Genomic DNA, 17,054 nt, shown 5'->3' with positions numbered 1-17,054 from the left:
ATGAGCCATCCATGAAATATTTGTTGAAAGCAGAACGCGTTCTCAGCGGAAGAAAAGGGGAAGTCATCAAGAATGGTGCTGTACTGGTAGATGGGGAGTCTATCGTGTCAGTCGGGTCAGCAGATGTCGTAGGCGCGCATACCGATCCCAATGTGAAGGTGATCGATTTCGGCGAACGGACACTGATGCCTGGAATGATTGACTGTCACGTCCATCTGGGATTCGACGGAAGTGCAGATCCAGTGACACGTATGAAAAAAAGCACCGACGAACAGCTTCTGGTGCTCATGCTGTACAATGCGAGACTGCTCCTGCGCTCTGGAGTAACGACTGCCAGGGAAATGGGAGCGAGAAGCTTCCTGGACCTGGTCGTGAAAGAGGCGATCGAGGAAGGAACAGCTGTCGGTCCAAACCTGCTTGTAAGCAATCGTCCCATCACCAGCACCGGTGGGCACTGTTGGTTTATGGGCTGCGAATGCGACGATACTGTAGCGGTCAAGAGAGCCGTTCGCGATCATGTGAAAGCAGGCGCAGATTTCATCAAGATCATGCATACAGGCGGGTTCATGACGAAAGGCTCAGCGCCCTGGTACAACCAGTTTGATCGCAAAGAGCTGGAAACTGCTACGTATGAGTCGCATCGGCTGGACAAAAAAATTGCCGTTCATGCTCACGGTGCGGTAGGGATCAAGGATGCCGTCGATGTCGGCGTTGATACGATTGAGCACTGTTCGTGGGTCACTTCCAGTGGCTACGACTACTCGGAGGAAGCGGCAGAGAAAATCGTGGAAAAAGGAATCCACATCTGCTTGACGACCAATGTGGGTTGGGGAAGAATGAGCGGTCAATGGCTGGAGGAACGTTTGCAAAACATCAGTCGGATGAAGGCGTTGGGGATGAAGTTTATCGCGGGTACAGATGCGGGAATCAATCTGGTTCCGCATGACAAGTACGTCGGAGGACTGGAAGCCCTTCGGATGGTGGGACTATCCAACGAGGAAATCATCGAAAGCGCAACGATCGTCGCAGCAGAAGCCTGTGGGATCGATCAAACTGTGGGAACGCTTGCGCCGGGAATGCGAGCAGACATCATCGCAGTCGATGGCAATCCACTCAGCAATATTTCGGACCTATGGAATGTCGATTGGGTCATGCGAGCAGGAACCGTTCCTGATTTTGCCCAGCTGTAAGTCAGGCCTATTTCATGAGAAGGGAGGAAGGAACGACGTGTCTTCTCAAATCACCCCTGCGTCCGTAAAAGGCACCGTACAAAAGACAAAGGTCAGGCATTCCCCTAAAACGAGCTACGTCCAAAAGCTGCCTGTCATTTTTGCCAGCATGGTCGTGGCATTCACGGTTCTTTGTGCCATCTTCCCCAGCTTGATCGCCACATCGACACCGACTGAAATGGACAGTACCGCTCTCCTGCAGGGACCTGGCATCCAGCATTTGTTCGGAACCGATCATTATGGCAGAGACGTCTTCAGTCTGGTTGTCTACGGCAGCCGCGAATCGCTCATTGTCGGGATCGCATCCGTATTGGTTGGGGCTGTGATTGGGGGAGCGATCGGATTGATTGCGGGGTATGCAGGCGGAGTGACCGAAATGCTGCTCATGCGTTTCATTGACATTCTGATGACGCTCCCGGGTATATTGCTGGCATTGACGATAGCAGCTGTCCTGGGCCCGAGTACGATGAATGTCATCATCGCGGTCAGTATTTCATCTGTACCGAGCTATGCCCGTATCATGCGCAGCCAGGTGCTCAGCGTCAAAAGCCGTACGTTTATCGATGCAGCACAGGCAGTCGGGACTTCTCACGCTCACATTTTGTTCCGGCATATTCTTCCCAACTCCCTCTCTCCGCTGCTGGTTGTAGGGACAGTAGGAGTAGGGGTTTCCATTCTGGTCAGCTCCGGTCTGAGCTTTCTTGGTCTAGGCTCGCAAGGAGAAATTCCCGGCTGGGGGCAGCTTCTCTCCGATGGTCGGGACTATCTCACCGTAGCGTGGTGGATTGCGACTTTTCCGGGGCTGGCGATCACGCTCCTCGTTCTGTCGGTCAACCTGATTGGGGATGAGCTGCGTGACATCTTTGACCCCAAAATCAGCCATAAGAGATGAATGCATGCAAAAGCCGGTCGTTCGATCTGATCTTTTCGGAAAGGAAGAAGCCGCGTGGAAGAACTTTTAGATGTGAGGGACCTGACTGTTGACTTTATGACGAAAACCGGCTTGCTGACCGCGATAAACGAAGTATCCTTTCACATCAAAAAAGGAGAAATCGTCTGTCTGGTAGGCGAATCGGGGAGCGGCAAGACCATCACTTCGCTGTCGATTATGCGTCTGATTGAGCACGCAAACGGGCAAATCGCGGACGGCACGATACGGTTTGCCCAGCAGGATATCGCCCAAATGCAGCAAGAGGAAATCCGCAAAATACGCGGGAAGAAGATTGCGATGATTTTTCAGGAGCCAATGACAGCCCTGGACCCGGTTTTCACGATTGGCTTTCAGATTATGGAGGTCATTCTCCGCCATGAGCCCGTGAGCAAGGAGGACGCCAGGAAGCGTGCCGTCTATTTGCTGCAGCGCGTCGGGATTCCTGAGCCAAAGATTCGGATGAACCAGTATCCGCACGAGCTGTCGGGCGGCATGCGCCAAAGAGCTATGATTGCCATCGCCTTGGCGTGTAATCCGGAGCTGCTGATTGCGGATGAACCGACGACGGCGCTGGATGTCACGATTCAATCGCAAATACTCGACCTGCTGCGGGAGCTAAAAGACGAGTTTCAAATGTCCATTTTGTTGATTACGCATGATTTGGGAGTAGCGGCGGAAATGGCTGACCGGATCATCGTGATGTACACAGGGAGGGTCGTGGAGCAAGCCACTGTTCATCAGCTGTTTGAGCGGCCCTATCATCCGTATACCCAGGGCTTGCTGCAATCCATTCCTTCTATTGATGTAGAAAGAGGAAGCAGACTGCACTCCATCAAGGGGACGATCCCCAGCCTGACGAATCTTCCCTCTGGCTGTCGCTTCCAGCCCCGCTGTCCGCATGCAACCCTGCACTGTGAGTCCCACGAGCCCATGCTGGCAGAGCTGGACGGGCGGCAGGTAGCCTGCTGGCATGCAAAGGAAATCGCGGAAAGAGACAAAGATGTGCTTCTCTTTCAGGCAAAGACAGCAAGAGGGGATACACAGCGAGCGGAGGCAGGTACCCAAGAGGATCCTAACAGAAACGTGCTGATCGACGTCCAGGATCTGAAGAAGTACTTCCCGATTAAAAAAGGAATCCTGAACCGCGTAACGGGGCAAATCAAGGCGGTCGATGGGGTGACTTTTCAAATTTTCCAAGGAGAGACCTTTGGACTTGTCGGGGAATCGGGCTGCGGCAAGACTACCCTCGGCCGTACCTTGCTTCGCTTGCAACAGGCGACAAGCGGGCGTGTTTTATTCGAAGACCGCGATCTTTTTCAGATGAATGGGAAGGAGATGCGTGAGGCGCGCAGAGAGATGCAAATTATTTTTCAGGACCCGTATGGCTCGCTGAATCCACGCTGGACGATCGGCGATATTATCGAGGAACCACTGCGCGCGCATGGCTCTTTGCAAGGCCAAGACCTGAAATATCGCGTGCAGGAGCTGCTGGAGTGGGTTGGTCTGGACCCGGCCTGGTATAAGCGCTACCCTCATGAATTCTCAGGAGGACAGCGGCAAAGAATCGGGATCGCCCGAGCCATTGCCCTGCAGCCCAAATTCATCGTGGGCGACGAAGCCGTGTCGGCGCTGGACGTCTCTGTTCAATCGCAGGTCATTAATTTGCTTTGCGACCTGCAGAGCAAGCTGGGCCTGACCTACCTGTTTATTGCCCACGGTCTCGATGTAGTCCGGCATATCTCCGACCGTATCGGAGTGATGTACTTAGGAAAGCTCGTGGAGGTAGCCCCGACCGACGAGCTGTTCACGCACCCCACGCATCCGTATACAAAAGCACTCCTCTCCGCGATCCCTGTGCCGAACCCGGAGAAGAGGCGGAGCTCGATCAAGCTAGAAGGGGAGATTCCTTCTCCTGCCAATCCTCCTTCGGGCTGCCGTTTTCGGACGCGTTGTCCTGCGGCGACAGAACGCTGCAAGTCCGAGATACCAGAGCTAAAAGAAGTGGGGAAGGGACATTGGGTTTCCTGTCACTTCGCCATGTAGAAGGCATACACCTAGCTGCCCTCGGTACGCAACTGGGGGCTTCCTTTCCTTTGCCTGAAAAAGGCAGGATGATTGACCTCACTTAGAAAACAAATTATTATTGAAATAAATTATTCTCACGAGGTGAAAGGTTTGGAATCAAAGCTCAGCAACTACGTGCCCCTGGTAGAATTTTTGGGAAGTGTGCTAGGGAGCCATTGCGAAGTAGTTCTTCATGATGTCAGCAACATTGAAAGCTCCATTGTAGCGATCAAAAACAGTCATGTAAGCAGCAGGAAAGTCGGAGGCTCTTTGACGGATTTGGCTTTGCAAATTCTGAAGGAAAAATCGTATCTGGAAAAAGACTTTCTGATCAACTACTCCGGTAAGACAAAAGATGGCAAGGTAGTGCGTTCTTCCACGTTTTTCATTAAGGACGAGTTGGGCAATGTAGCTGGGATGCTTTGCATCAATATGGATGTCAGCTCGCTGGTAGAGACGCGAAATCATCTGGAGGAACTGATTCAAGGGGTGCGTGCCGCGGCTCCTGGCGGTTTAAATCTGGAAGGAAAGAGTCTGGATGCGGTTGTAAATCCGATTGAAGATCTGCACACCTCGATTGAAGATCTTACCACTTCAATCATCATGAAAACGCTTTCTGAGGTAGATGTTCCACCTGACAGAATGTCGCCCGAAGAGAAGATGAGAGTCGTACAACGCTTGTCTGAAAAAGGTGTATTTTTAATCAAAGGCGCTGTTGCTGAGGTCGCCAAGCATCTGAAGACATCCGAAGCGACGGTGTACAGGTACAACAGTAAAATTGATCAGTAAAGCGACAGCCAGACTGGATCGCAGGGACCCTAACTAGATCAGAGAAACGTCCATCCGCATGGAGTAAGGAGAGGAAGTTCACTGGCTGGAAAAGGGTCGTTTTCGTAAGTGTCTGAAAATTTAAAAAGGTTGATTGACTATTGATTGATAATATTTTATCATGGAAATAAATTATTATTAAAGGAGGTGATCACGCATGCCCACTTGTATTCATGATGCAGCATCCTTAGCCGCGTTCTTTACGAGTACTTTTGGAAGTGGGTCGGTAGCAGGATGGGTAGCTAGCGGTATGGTTCTTGTTTTGTTCGCGGGGCTGTTCGTAACCTTTCGTAGAAAAGCGGAGTAGAAAAGAGGAGGGCGCCGAATGCGCTACGATTTTGACAAAGTAATCAATCGATTGAATACCGCCTCGGTCAAATGGGACGAAGTAGATCGGATTTTTGGCGATAAAGATCTTCTGCCGCTTTGGGTGGCCGACATGGATTTTCAAGTTCCGGCTCCGGTTACAGATGCACTGAGAGCGCGCGTAGAGCACGGGATTTTCGGCTACACAGAAAGACCGGAGAGCTACTATGAGGCCGTGATCGGATGGATGGAGAGAAGACATCAATGGTCCGTGCAAAAGGAATGGATTTGTCACTGTCCGGGAGTAGTGCCCGCCTTGAGCTACCTGGTTCAAGTCTTTACCCAGCCGGGAGACAAGGTCATCATCCAGCCGCCTGTCTACCATCCGTTTACCAGCGTGGTCGCCGATAACGGACGGGAAGTCGTCCACAATCCTCTGAAATACGAAGAGGGACGCTATTTTATGGATTTCGAGGATCTGCGCCAGAAGATGGACCCGAGCGTCAAACTGCTCATCCTGTGCAACCCGCACAATCCTGGCGGTAGAGTGTGGACGAAGGAAGAGCTGACGGAGCTCGGGAATATTTGCCTCGAAAATAACGTCATGGTCATTTCTGACGAGATTCACGGCGACCTGATATTGAAAGGGCACAAGCACATCCCGTTTGCAGCTATTTCCGAGGAGTTTGCCCAAAGCAGCATCATCTGCACAGCTCCGAGCAAAACCTTTAACATGGCAGGCATGCAAACCTCCAACATCATCATCCCGAATCAAGAGTATCGCGAAGCTTTCCAAAAAATGATGAGCACGCTGGTACTGAGAATGACCAATACGTTCGGGGTCGTTGCGACTGAGGCGGCGTACCGGCATGGCGACGAATGGCTGGATCAGCTGCTCGTGTATTTGCAGGGCAACCTCGACTTTTTAACGGAGTATATCGAGACTCATATCAAAGGAATCAAGGTGATTCAACCGGAAGGCACCTACCTCGTCTGGCTGGACTGCCGGGAGCTGGGCATGGACGCAAAAGGCCTTCAGGAATTTATGGGGAAGCAGGCGAAGGTAGCCGTGAATCAGGGGCATGTCTTCGGTCCGGGTGGAGAGCAGTTTATCCGGTTGAATATGGCCTGCCCGCGTTCGTTGATCGAAGAAGGACTCGAGCGAATTGCAAAGGCGGTAAGCAGCTGCCGAAGTGTCGCCAATTAAAAAGAGGAGTGGAGGAATACCCATGAGCAACGATAGCTTGTACAAACGCTCGAACAGTCGCAGACTCGCAGAGTTAGGAAAACTGGCACCGACCACGTTTCAGGCATTTAACACCTTTAATCAACAAGCGATGGCGGAGGGAGTGCTGCCCGTCAAGCTGAAAGAGCTGATTGCAGTCGCAGTCGCACACGTAACCGGCTGCCCGTATTGCATTGATGCTCACGTCAAAAAGGGAAAGCGCCTGGAAGCGACAAAGGAAGAGATGGCAGAGGCGATTTTGGTCGCAACGGCGCTGAAGGCAGGTTCGGCGATGGCCCATGGAGCCAATGCCCTTGCAGCCTACGACGAAACGGGCGAGGACGATCTTTACACACTGGCAAACATGGCGCACTACAATGAGTTTCGCAAAGAAAACGCTGAGCTGTTCCGAGCGTATGTACAGTTTTCCAGCCAGGCGATGAAGCCGGGGAAATTAGGTGAAAAAGAGAAAGAGCTGATTGCAGTGGCAGTCGCACATGTCACAGGATGTGCGTACTGCATCGATGCGCATACCAAAAAGGCGAAAAAATTGGGCATGACAAAAGAAGAGCTGGCAGAGACCATCCTGGTTGCAACCGCGTTGAAGGCGGGGGCAGCGCTCGCACATAGCATCAATGCACTCGTGGCGTACGATGAATAGGCCCTAAAGGGGATGCGAGATGAAAACTCCTAAAATTTTTGCTTCGCTGGGGATTCGCGATTTCCGTTTTTTGTGGCTGAGTACAGCGATGGCCAATTCCGGTCAATACGCGTTTACCGTCGCCGCCAGCTGGCTGATTTTTTCGCTCTCCAATTCGACTGCGCTCGTTGGAGCAGCTGTATTTGCCACCATGATCCCGGGAGTCTTGTTCGGGCCTATCATTGGTGTGATGGTTGACCGCTTTGATCGGAAAAGGCTGCTGTCGATTGCCCTCTTGTGCAACGCCTGCAATACCGGGTGCTTGGCGATCCTGAGCGGAGTAGGAGTCATCAACCCGTTTGTCGTCATTACCAGCGCGTTTTTCTTGGGTGTTTTCTTTAATCTGCAAATGACCTGCACCAACGCGATCATGCCGGATCTGATCCCGAAACAATCGCTGTTTAATGCCACTGCCCTGCAAGGAAGTGTGCAGCATGGAGCGGGGTTCTTGGGATCCGCATTAGCCAGTCCGCTGCTCGTGTGGGTAGGGCCGGCAGCTGTTTTTACCCTGTGCTTTTTGTTGTACACAGCGGCATGTGTGCAGTCCCAGGCGATTTCGTTTCGTCCAGCGATTCGCACCTACAGTGCGCACCTCTGTCCGGTAATTTGTTTCACCCGATTCTGGAGGGCATCCGCTATATTCGCCAGACACCTATATTGAATCTTTTGATTGTCATGGTCGGGCTGCACTGTCTGCTGACGATGGCCTATACGTCGCTTTTGCCGCAGTTCATTCGCGATGACTTGGCAGCAGACGGCGGGATCTACGGTACGCTCATGATGCTGATCGGGCTTGGAGCGATTATTGGAAACTTGAGCACCGCTTCCATTTCGACACCACGGGGACAGGGAATCCTCTACTTGACGATGGCAGTGGCAAGCGGACTCTCGTTGTTTGCTCTCGGCTTCACCTATACGCCTGTGCTTGCGTTTATCGTCGGTCTCACGGTAGGAGCTTCCCAAGCCGTTTTCATGGCAATCAACCTGTCCTTTCTCTTGCAGAGGACGAGCGACGAATACCGCGGACGGGTGGCGAGTGTCAACTTCATTCTCGCTTCCGGGGCGATGGCATTCGGCAACTTCTTGTACGGATCTCTCAGCCAGATGATCCCGCCCAAGATGAACATGCTGACAACAGGCGGAAGCTTTGTCATTCTCGTAGTCTTGATGCTGATCTTCTCCCCGACATTGCGATCCTTTTACCAGAAACCGGCACAGCCAAAGGAAAATCAGATGTCCAGTGTGATGTGAATAAAACGGTAGGAAGAAAAGGAGCCATTCTGATGAAAAGAATAGCAACCACGGAAGCGCCAAAGGCAGTAGGACCATACGTACAGGCAGTCGCGGCAAGGGGGACGTTCTTGTACATATCCGGACAGCTTCCCATCGATCCCAAGACCAATGAAATGGTATCCCAGGACATTTACGAGCAGACCGAGCAATCTCTGAAAAACGTTGGTGCGATTTTAAAAGAAGCAGAGCTCAGCTTTGAAAATCTCGTGAAAACGACGATCTACGTCACCGATATGGATTGCTTTGACGGGATCAACAAAATATATGCGTCCTTCTTTCCAGAGGGAGCAATCCCTGCCAGAGCCGTGGTGGAAGTGTCCAAACTGCCAAAAGGGGCAAAGGTAGAAATCGAAGCGGTTGCTAACTGGACATAAGCATACACAAATGAAGAGCAAGGAATGGAAATGGAGGCGAACAGTCCTCCATTTTTTATTTGTGGAAAGGAGAGCGGTGGAAGAACAAGGGAAAGGAAGCAGCTGCTATAGATGACGGGCATGATGGCTTGCGCTTTCCGTAGCGTGGCGATCATGCCCGTTTCCTTTTTCGATTTAACTCGTCAATCCGCCATCGACTGGAATAATCGCACCATTCATGTAGCTGGCTTCATCAGAGGCCAGGAATCGGACGACATTGGCGATCTCATCCGGGGAAGCCGGGCGGCGGGCAGGTCCGTTCTGCTCGGGATTGTTCATGTCCATCCCTTTGGTCATATTCGTCACGACACCGCCAGGACAGATGGCATTGATTCGGATGCCTTTCGGGCCATACTCAACGGCTGCCGTACGCGTCAAGCCGACTACGCCATGCTTGCTCGCAGCATAGACGCCGAGATGTGGGCAGCTCTCGATTCCGGCAGCCGAGGAGGTATTGACGATGACACCGGATTGCTGCTGTTCCATGACCTTGAGCACGTGCTTGAGTCCGAGAAAGACTCCTTTGAGATTGACGGCTATGATGCGGTCGAACATCTCTTCGGACTGGTCCGCCAACAGTCCAGGCGTTCCCAGAATTCCCGCGTTGTTGAAAAATACGTCGATGCTGCCGTAGGTGTCGAGCGCCGCTTTTACAAAGCTCTCGACGTCGCGATTTTGGGAAACATCGGCTTGGACGAAGATGCCATCCCCACCCTTTTCCTTGATGAGCGAGAGGGTTTCCTCCCCAAGTCCTGCATCGTAGTCGACGAGCACGACTTTCATTCCTTGCGACGCTAATTGCAAGCTGGCTGATCGCCCAATCCCGCTCCCGGCTCCCGTAATGACGGCTACACGATTTTGACTGTGCATGAAAAGACCTCCTTTTGTTTCCCGTTTTTATGACACGGTTTTGGGAGAAGTGACCAGCGAGAAGCCCTCGTATCCTTTGCTTGCGACGTCCAAACAGATGTTGCGGTAGACGCCAAAGCCCCCGAGGTAGATCAAAAAGCTGCGAGGCTTGCCCGCGATATTGGCGCCGGTGTACCAGGAATCGGCTTTGGGATAGAGGGTGGTGTCGGCAACCTCTTTGCAATGCTTGCTCCAGGCTTGCTCCGCTTCTGGGGTTGCTTCTATCTCGCATACGCCGTGACCGCGCAGGTACTGGAGGCAATCACCGATCCAATCCACGTGCTGTTCGATTGCCAGAGGCATATTGGCGAGAACAGAGGGACTTTCCGGGCCGGTGATCATGAAAAAGTTGGGGAACCCGGCGTTTGCGAGTCCGAGATAGGTTTGGACATGACCGCCATTTGCCCATTTCTCCTTGAGAGTCAAACCGTTTTTTCCGCGAATATCGATCTTCAACAGAGGACCTGTCATGCCATCGTAGCCAGTTGCAAATACGAGGATGTCCAGCTCGTACTCAGCCTCGGTCGTACGTATCCCTTTTGGTGTAATCTCGACGATCGGGGCTGCTTTCACATCGACCAGTGTGACGTTTTCCCGGTTGTACGTTTCGTAATAATGCGTGTCGAGAATCGGGCGTTTGGTTCCGAAGTAGTAATGGGGAACCAGCTTTTCGGCTACTTCGGGGTTGTGGACGGTCTCTCTGATTTTGGAGCGAATGAATGCAGCGGCCGTTTCGTTGGACGCTTCGTTTATGGTCAAGTCGTTATAGGTATAGGTGAGAAAGAAGCCGCCTTTTTCCCAAGCAGTCTCATACACCTGATGACGTACCTCTGGGGAGTCATCCAGCGCAGAACGGGGGCTGGGCGCGATGGGAAAGCCCGCCCACGACTCGTGCAGCTGTGGAATGATCTGGGAGTAAGTCTCCTTCGTCTGGCGGATGAATGCAGGATCGTACGGATGATTTCGGGCTGGGATCGTGTATTGGGGAGTCCGCTGAAAAACGGTGAGATGCCCGGCTTCCTTGGCGATGACGGGGATGGATTGCACCCCGCTGGAGCCGTTGCCGATAACCCCGACACGTTTCCCTTTGAAAACGACCTTTTCATCCTGCGGCCAGTGCCCCGTGTGATACCACTTTCCTTGGAACGTATCCAAGCCTTTGAACTTCGGGATATTCGCAGCGGACAGGCAGCCTACTCCGGAAATGAAGTATGTGGCAGATACTTGTGTGCCATCTTTGAGGGTGATTCGCCACCGATGGTTATCTTCGTCATAGTGCGCCGCTGTGACCCGCGTCTGGAACTGGATGTCCCGGCGCAGATCGAATTTGTCGGCGACGTAGTTAAGATAGCGCAGGATCTCCGGCTGCTCGGGATAACGCGAAGACCAGGTCCACTCTTGGAGAAGCTCCTCGGAGAAGGTATAGTTGTAATAAATACTTTCGGAATCACAACGGGCTCCCGGGTAGCGGTTCCAGTACCAGACGCCACCAACGCCATCCCCTGTTTCAAATACACGCGTATGGAAGCCTGCCTCCCGCAAACGATGAAGCATGTACAGCCCGGAAAAGCCTGCTCCGATGACGATGGCATCAAAGTCGTTGTTGCCGCGAGAAGGAATATTCATGGGATTACCGCCTTTCTATTTAGTGGTTTCAGTCAAAAAACGATCCATCTTCGCAATAGCTTCCTCGATGCGATCGGAAAAGAGCAGGAGGTTGGAAAAGTAGCCGTGAACCAGTCCTTCCTCGCATATGGACTCGACGCGGACACCAGCTTCCTGCAATCGGCGGGCATAGGCTTGCCCCTCATCGCGGAGCACATCGTTTTCCGCCGTAATGATATAGGCAGGTGGCAGGCTGCTGACATCTTCAGCGAGGAGAGGGGCGACATAAGGATGCGTCAGATCCTCTTCCCTGGTAACGTAGAGCTGACCAAACCATTTCATCAGTTCGCGATCCAGTCCGAAGCCTTCCTGGAACTGCTCATACGACCCAGTCGTATAGTCGAGGCTGGTGACGGGATAGATCAGGACTTGCGCGGCAATGGCAGGCCCTTTTTGATCGCGGGCCTTCAATGCGACGACGGCTGCGAGATTGCCGCCTGCGCTGTCTCCGCCCACGACCAGATTGGAAGCGTTTGCAGAAAGCTCGTCAGCGTGATTTGCGACCCACTGCAAGGCGGCGTAGCAATCATTGACCGGTGTCGGATACGGATGCTCGGGAGCGAGACGATACGACACGGAGACGACCACCCTTCCGGTACGATTGGCAATCAGGCGGCAGCTCGCGTCTGTCATTTCGATGTCGCCGATGACCCAGCCGCCTCCGTGAAAGTAGAGAAAGAGCGGAAAAGGTCCATTTCCTTCAGGTGTGTAGATGCGGATTCGTATGTCGGTAGCACTTTCAACGGGAATCCTTCTGTCCTCGACCTTTGCGAGAGGGGCGAGCTCTACTTCCAGCGGAGGGGCTTGTGCCAGCAGGTCTCGAACGGCCTTTGGCTCCATGGTCGGGAAGCTCGACATTCCTTGAAACATTTCCACGTGCTTGACTGCATTCGGGGTTAGATTTGCCATCTCGTATTTCCCTTTCTCAACGTGTAGGATTTTATAAGCGTTTACGATTATGAAATCCGGAGCGCATGAAAACTTTCCGCTAAATCGCGGTCGCTCCTCCTTGAATCAGGCCTCGATAGAGGTTTTCTTAAGTGGATGGTTCCATTGCAAAAAGTGACTATCTACAGGATAATTTTGTTTGTATAATCTGAAAATTCCCCATTTTTCGTATGCCCAGTAACCCAAAAGGAGATGGTCGGATGCTTCCTTCTACTACCATTCAGGAGCACATGCACAAGCTCGAAGCAATCTCCAGTCATGAAGAGCAGATGTACACGTTCTTGCAGCTGTTTCTCGAGCTGTTTCCTGTTCGCAATGCCTTTTTGATGAGATATTCTCCACTGGGTCACCTCGCGGAAGGGATTATCTCGATCCAGGAATCGAGTCTGGTGTATATTGGAGAAATCCGGGAAGATATTCGCTCGTATCCGATTATTTACGCTGCCATTCGGGAGAGACAGGCGAAGTTCTGTACAGGGCTGGAGTACCTGAAGCAAATGAGCAGCAAAGACATTACATCCACCATCCAGACCTTGCTTGTTGTACCGATCTGCTATGGTCCGGTTGTGATCGGGTACATATGCAGCTCCGATTTTGAGCAAGACGGCATCAATGAGCAGCTGCTGGAGGATTTCACCCAATTTGGGAGACAGGTGGGCAAATTGCTGCTCGATTCACAGGGCGCAGAAAACCACTTGCAGGTATTGAGCAAAAGGGAACTAGAGGTTATGCGCAGAATAGCTTGGGGTGAAAATACAGTGGAGATGGCGGACTCGATGAGCATTAGTGAGTTTACGGTGAAGCAGTACATCAAATCGGCCATCAAGAAGCTGGGTGCGCAAAATCGCTCGCACGCGATCGGGGAAATGTATCGCAGAGGGTGGATCTAGGCAAGCCAGTATAGGGAGGAGCCTTCCATGGAAATCAGAGTGGATCAACGAAACGATTCGAAGGTAGCAGTCGTGGTAAGTGAGGAGATTGTGATCCAAAATGTCCAAGATGCGCTGGACTTGATGGTGAGCGTCCAGTACAACGAGGGCTGCGATAAGATCCTATTGAAAAAGGAACAGATCGTGGACGACTTCTTCGAGCTCAAGACGAAGCTGGCTGGGGAAATCCTGCAAAAATATACCAACTACCAGGTGAAGCTGGCGATCGTAGGAGAGTTTGGCAGCTATAACAGCAAAAGCTTAAGCGACTTTATTCACGAGAGCAATAAAGGGAAGCGCTTCTGGTTTCTACCGACGGAAACAGAAGCCCTGGACGCTTTGCATGGGGTCAAGTAGGAGAGGGAGTCTGGAATGAACATTCGACTGGTGCCGGTGACGAGAGAGAACTGGCTCGCGGCTATCGCCTTGCAAGTAAGCGAGGATCAAAAGGATTTTGTACCGGCGGTGGCGGTATCGCTCGCGAAGGTATCCATCAAACCGGATGGGGACAACGTAGTGTATCTGCCCTTTGCGATCTATCGCGAGGAGCAGCTGGTGGGCTTCATCATGCATGCATTTGTTGAAGAAACAACCGATATGTACTGGATCAACGGCTTTCTCATCGACGCTGCCCACCAGGGGAAAGGGTACGGAAAAGCAGCGATGCTCGAGATGATTGCGTACATCACCAAACGCTTCTCCCAGTGCCAGGAGGTAAGGCTAACGGTTTATCCGCATAATGCTGCCGCCTTGCAGCTGTACCGTCGCCTTGGATTTGTGGAGACTGGTGAGCAGTATGACGGCGAGCTGGTCATGCGAAAGCCGGTTGCCCGGGAAAAATGCTAGATTCGTTCGATCCATGCAAAGGAGCCGCTTTCTCTAAGAGAGAGTGGCTCCTTTCTTGTACAGTAAGAATGTATAGGATTCTTAGCCAGGATAAGTGCAACATAGCGAGACTTCGAACGAAGTGAGATAGCAAGACTTGTGCCCTTTGGGTACTAAGGCTCCGCCACAAAGCTTGGCGGAGTCAAGTTTTCTAATAAAGCTGGTTAGGGACGATGGAAGAATTCCACCCATTCTCCTTCTGGACCAAAGATGAAGAAGTAGCGATAGCCATTGGGCAGCTCGACGATCCCTTCTTCGACGAAGGCTGCGCCAAGCTTGCTGACGCGCTCGTATTCTTCTTCGAGGTTGTCGACGTGGACGGCAAAGTGGTGTACTTTGCCTTCTGCGGGCAGGCTGTCGTTGTAGCCGTGGATGATTTCCAGCTCCGTTTCATCCGTGCCGCCGAACCCGAGAAAGGCGAGCTGGAAGACGCCGTTTGTATGTGTGATTTTCCCTTTCAGCTCAAAGCCTACGATGGTTTGATAGAATTCGATTGCCCTCTCAAAATCTTTTACGACCATACCTACGTGATCGATCCGTTTTTTGGCCATGTGATTACGCCCCATTTCATTTGAAATGATTGTCTACGTCCATTTAAGAGATATAATTCCGAGGTGTCAAGTCTGAATTGGTGGAGGCTGATAGAGGGAGAAGATACCGAAACGAGGAAACTCATGGAATTTTCTGAGTTGCAGTGCTACAATCGTCCTTGTGCTTTCAGATCGAATAGAGAGAAAAGCAACAAAGCAGCATAGGTGGGGATCTATTTGTTTAAGAAAATGACAAGCGCATTGCTGATAACGGCTATGATGAGCCCGATGGCGGCATTTGCGCAAGGGGCGGGGACAGGGACGCCTTTAGCGTCTGGGGCGCCTTTAGCGCCGGGAGCGCCTTTAGCACCTGCGGCAGTAGCCGTATTGCAGCCAGCGGACCAGGTATTTACCAATGGTGTCGTGTACACGGTAGACCGCAATCGCAACGTAGAGCAGGCTGTCGCCATTCGCGGCGACCAAATCGTGTACGTCGGCAGCAGCGAAGGCGCGAAAAAGTACATTGGCAAAACGACCAAGGTGACGGACCTGCAAGGCAAAATGGTGCTGCCAGGCTTCATCGACAGTCACACACATGCGAGCAAAACGACCGGACTGATTTTTTCCATCGACCTGTTTGACGGCGGGTCCATCGAAGAGTATGTCGCGACCATCAAAGCTTTTATCAAGGAGCATCCGAATGAGCCAACTCTGCAGGGACGCGGCTGGACCAACCCGGTAGCACCTGGCATCGGTCCACGCAAAGAGGTGCTGGATGAAATCGATGCGAAAACGCCAATCGCCCTGACATCCGATGACGGACATTCCCTGTGGGTGAACTCTGCATCGCTGGCTCTGGCGGGTATCACGAAAGATACGGCGGATCCAGAAGGCGGGATCATCGAGCGCGATCCGAAGACAGGAGAGCCATCTGGAACGCTGCGTGAAAAAGCGATGGATCTGGTCCTGAAAAAAATCGGTGGGTACACGGTTTCTCAATATAAATCGGGTATTGAAGAGTATCAGCTCAAAGCAGTGGAGCGCGGTGTCACGACTGTCCGTGACCCGGATATGCTGCGTTATCCGAACGTGCTGGAAGCCTATGAAGAGCTGGCGAAAGAAAACAAGCTGACGATTCGTTTCCGCAATGCGGTTACCGCCAACCCGGATAAAGGACCGGAGCAGATAGCGGATTTCGTAAAAATCAGAGAGCGCGAACAATATCCGCTGTTCCAAGTGAACGCGGTGAAAATCTTCATGGACGGGGTTGTCGAGGGTGCTACCGCCTATCTGGAAAAGCCGTACGAGCATAAAGAAACAAACGGCGAGCTGATCTGGAAGGTAGACAATTACAACAAGACCGCCGCAGCTGCGGACAAAGCAGGCTTCCAGCTGCACGTCCACTCGATCGGCGACGCTTCCACTCGCATCGCGCTGGATGGAATGGAGTATGCGGAAAAGCAAAATGGTGCGCACGACGCTCGCCATTCCCTCGTGCATCTGCAGCTGGTGAACCCAACGGACATCGAGCGCTTTAAAAAGCTCGGCGCAGTCGGCATCGTGCAGCCGTTCTGGTTCATGCAGGAGGATGGCTACTACGATGAGATCGAAGTACCGTATCTGGGACAAGCGCGTGCGGAAAAAGAATATCCGATGAAGAGCTTTATTACGAAAGGTGTACACATCGCCTCCTCCAGTGACTACATCGTGACCCCTGAATTCAATCCGCTGCACGGTATCCAACAAGGCGTAACGCGGATCGCAGATGGGGAAACCGACCCGAACAAGATCGCCAATCCGGATGAGCGGGCGACACTGGCAGATATGATCGCGAGCTTCACCATCGATGGCGCCTATGCCAACCATGTAGAAGACATCACAGGATCCCTGGAGCCAGGTAAAAAAGCCGATCTGGTCATCCTGGATCAAAACCTGTTCACGACTCCGGTAAGCAAGATCAAGGACGTGCAGGTCTTGCTGACGCTGGTGGAAGGAAAGACAGTCTATCAGAGCCAAGCGGGCGAAAAGAAATAAGGAAAGACAGACAGGTGACCCCAAGTCGACGAATCGGCTTGCGGGTCATTTTTTTTTTTGTAAAGCTTGCACGCAAACCATTTTACTTCCGAAATGTTCCTGTATTGGTAAAAATCATGAAGAAATCGCTTTCAAGTATGACATTTGTCATATCCTCGACTTGAC

At 52.1% G+C, this 17,054-nt stretch carries 17 protein-coding genes; 13 read left to right on the top strand and 4 right to left on the bottom strand.

All coding sequences use genetic code 11. The features are described 5' to 3' along the window. The first annotated feature begins 11 nt into the window (after positions 1-11). The 9 genes from EDM59_RS19335 to EDM59_RS19295 all read left to right on the top strand — a co-directional run bounded on the left by EDM59_RS19335 (position 12) and on the right by EDM59_RS19295 (position 8,950). Positions 12-1,190 carry an amidohydrolase family protein gene (locus EDM59_RS19335; RefSeq protein ID WP_122925113.1) on the top strand — a complete coding sequence of 393 codons (1,179 nt, stop codon included), beginning with the start codon at positions 12-14 and terminating at the stop codon, positions 1,188-1,190. A 37-nt stretch (positions 1,191-1,227) separates the two neighbouring features. Continuing rightward, a complete protein-coding gene (locus EDM59_RS19330) occupies positions 1,228-2,121 on the top strand; it encodes an ABC transporter permease (RefSeq protein ID WP_246011123.1) in 894 nt (297 codons plus the stop codon). Between the two features lie 54 nt (positions 2,122-2,175). After that, positions 2,176-4,203, top strand: a complete 2,028-nt coding sequence (locus EDM59_RS19325) for a dipeptide ABC transporter ATP-binding protein (protein ID WP_122925111.1) — start codon at positions 2,176-2,178, stop codon at positions 4,201-4,203. A 123-nt stretch (positions 4,204-4,326) separates the two neighbouring features. After that, complete coding sequence (locus EDM59_RS19320; protein ID WP_122925222.1) at positions 4,327-5,013, top strand: helix-turn-helix transcriptional regulator; 687 nt, start codon at positions 4,327-4,329, stop codon at positions 5,011-5,013. A 364-nt stretch (positions 5,014-5,377) separates the two neighbouring features. After that, positions 5,378-6,565 carry a MalY/PatB family protein gene (locus EDM59_RS19315; protein WP_122925110.1) on the top strand — a complete coding sequence of 396 codons (1,188 nt, stop codon included), beginning with the start codon at positions 5,378-5,380 and terminating at the stop codon, positions 6,563-6,565. Positions 6,566-6,587: 22 nt separating this feature from the next. Continuing rightward, positions 6,588-7,244: a carboxymuconolactone decarboxylase family protein gene (locus EDM59_RS19310; RefSeq protein WP_122925109.1), complete on the top strand. Its 657-nt coding sequence runs from the start codon at positions 6,588-6,590 to the stop codon at positions 7,242-7,244. A gap of 19 nt (positions 7,245-7,263) precedes the next feature. Continuing rightward, positions 7,264-7,944, top strand: coding sequence for an MFS transporter (locus tag EDM59_RS31625; RefSeq protein WP_122925108.1), 681 nt, complete (start codon positions 7,264-7,266; stop codon positions 7,942-7,944). Further along, positions 7,941-8,534, top strand: coding sequence for an MFS transporter (locus EDM59_RS31620; protein ID WP_281274580.1), 594 nt, complete (start codon positions 7,941-7,943; stop codon positions 8,532-8,534). Before EDM59_RS31625 ends, EDM59_RS31620 begins: the two co-directional genes overlap by 4 nt. Positions 8,535-8,566: 32 nt before the next feature. Further along, the gene (locus EDM59_RS19295; RefSeq protein WP_122925106.1) at positions 8,567-8,950 is read left to right on the top strand and encodes a Rid family detoxifying hydrolase; all 384 of its coding nucleotides are present in this window, start codon (positions 8,567-8,569) and stop codon (positions 8,948-8,950) included. A 174-nt stretch (positions 8,951-9,124) separates the two neighbouring features. Here the strand turns inward: EDM59_RS19295 and EDM59_RS19290 are convergent, their stop codons facing one another. Genes EDM59_RS19290 through EDM59_RS19280 form a run of 3 tightly spaced genes read right to left on the bottom strand, consistent with a single transcriptional unit; the run spans position 9,125 to position 12,472 of the window. Continuing rightward, positions 9,125-9,859, bottom strand: a complete 735-nt coding sequence (locus EDM59_RS19290; RefSeq protein WP_122925105.1) for an SDR family NAD(P)-dependent oxidoreductase — start codon at positions 9,857-9,859, stop codon at positions 9,125-9,127. Between the two features lie 27 nt (positions 9,860-9,886). Continuing rightward, complete coding sequence (locus tag EDM59_RS19285; protein ID WP_122925104.1) at positions 9,887-11,524, bottom strand: flavin-containing monooxygenase; 1,638 nt, start codon at positions 11,522-11,524, stop codon at positions 9,887-9,889. A gap of 15 nt (positions 11,525-11,539) precedes the next feature. Beyond that, positions 11,540-12,472 (bottom strand): alpha/beta hydrolase, encoded by a 933-nt coding sequence (locus tag EDM59_RS19280; protein WP_122925103.1) that lies wholly within the window; start codon positions 12,470-12,472, stop codon positions 11,540-11,542. Between the two features lie 239 nt (positions 12,473-12,711). Here EDM59_RS19280 and EDM59_RS19275 point away from each other — a divergent pair, with 239 nt between their 5' ends. Genes EDM59_RS19275 through EDM59_RS19265 form a run of 3 tightly spaced genes read left to right on the top strand, consistent with a single transcriptional unit; the run spans position 12,712 to position 14,286 of the window. Beyond that, positions 12,712-13,401, top strand: a complete 690-nt coding sequence (locus EDM59_RS19275) for a response regulator transcription factor (RefSeq protein WP_122925102.1) — start codon at positions 12,712-12,714, stop codon at positions 13,399-13,401. Between the two features lie 27 nt (positions 13,402-13,428). Then, complete coding sequence (locus tag EDM59_RS19270) at positions 13,429-13,797, top strand: DUF4180 domain-containing protein (RefSeq protein ID WP_122925101.1); 369 nt, start codon at positions 13,429-13,431, stop codon at positions 13,795-13,797. 15 nt (positions 13,798-13,812) lie between these two features. Next, positions 13,813-14,286, top strand: a complete 474-nt coding sequence (locus EDM59_RS19265; protein ID WP_122925100.1) for a GNAT family N-acetyltransferase — start codon at positions 13,813-13,815, stop codon at positions 14,284-14,286. 203 nt (positions 14,287-14,489) lie between these two features. On the opposite strand, the gene EDM59_RS19260 is transcribed toward EDM59_RS19265, so the two are convergent. Then, positions 14,490-14,876 carry a VOC family protein gene (locus EDM59_RS19260; RefSeq protein ID WP_122925099.1) on the bottom strand — a complete coding sequence of 129 codons (387 nt, stop codon included), beginning with the start codon at positions 14,874-14,876 and terminating at the stop codon, positions 14,490-14,492. Positions 14,877-15,104: 228 nt separating this feature from the next. On the opposite strand from EDM59_RS19260, the gene EDM59_RS19255 reads away from it, so the two are divergent. Next, positions 15,105-16,889: an amidohydrolase gene (locus tag EDM59_RS19255; RefSeq protein WP_425456006.1), complete on the top strand. Its 1,785-nt coding sequence runs from the start codon at positions 15,105-15,107 to the stop codon at positions 16,887-16,889. Positions 16,890-17,054 lie beyond the last annotated feature (165 nt).

The organism is Brevibacillus nitrificans, from assembly GCF_003710965.1.
GTDB lineage: Bacteria > Bacillota > Bacilli > Brevibacillales > Brevibacillaceae > Brevibacillus > Brevibacillus centrosporus.
The sequence above is the reverse complement of the archived record's forward strand: the minus strand, read 5'-3'. Positions and strand labels throughout refer to the sequence as shown.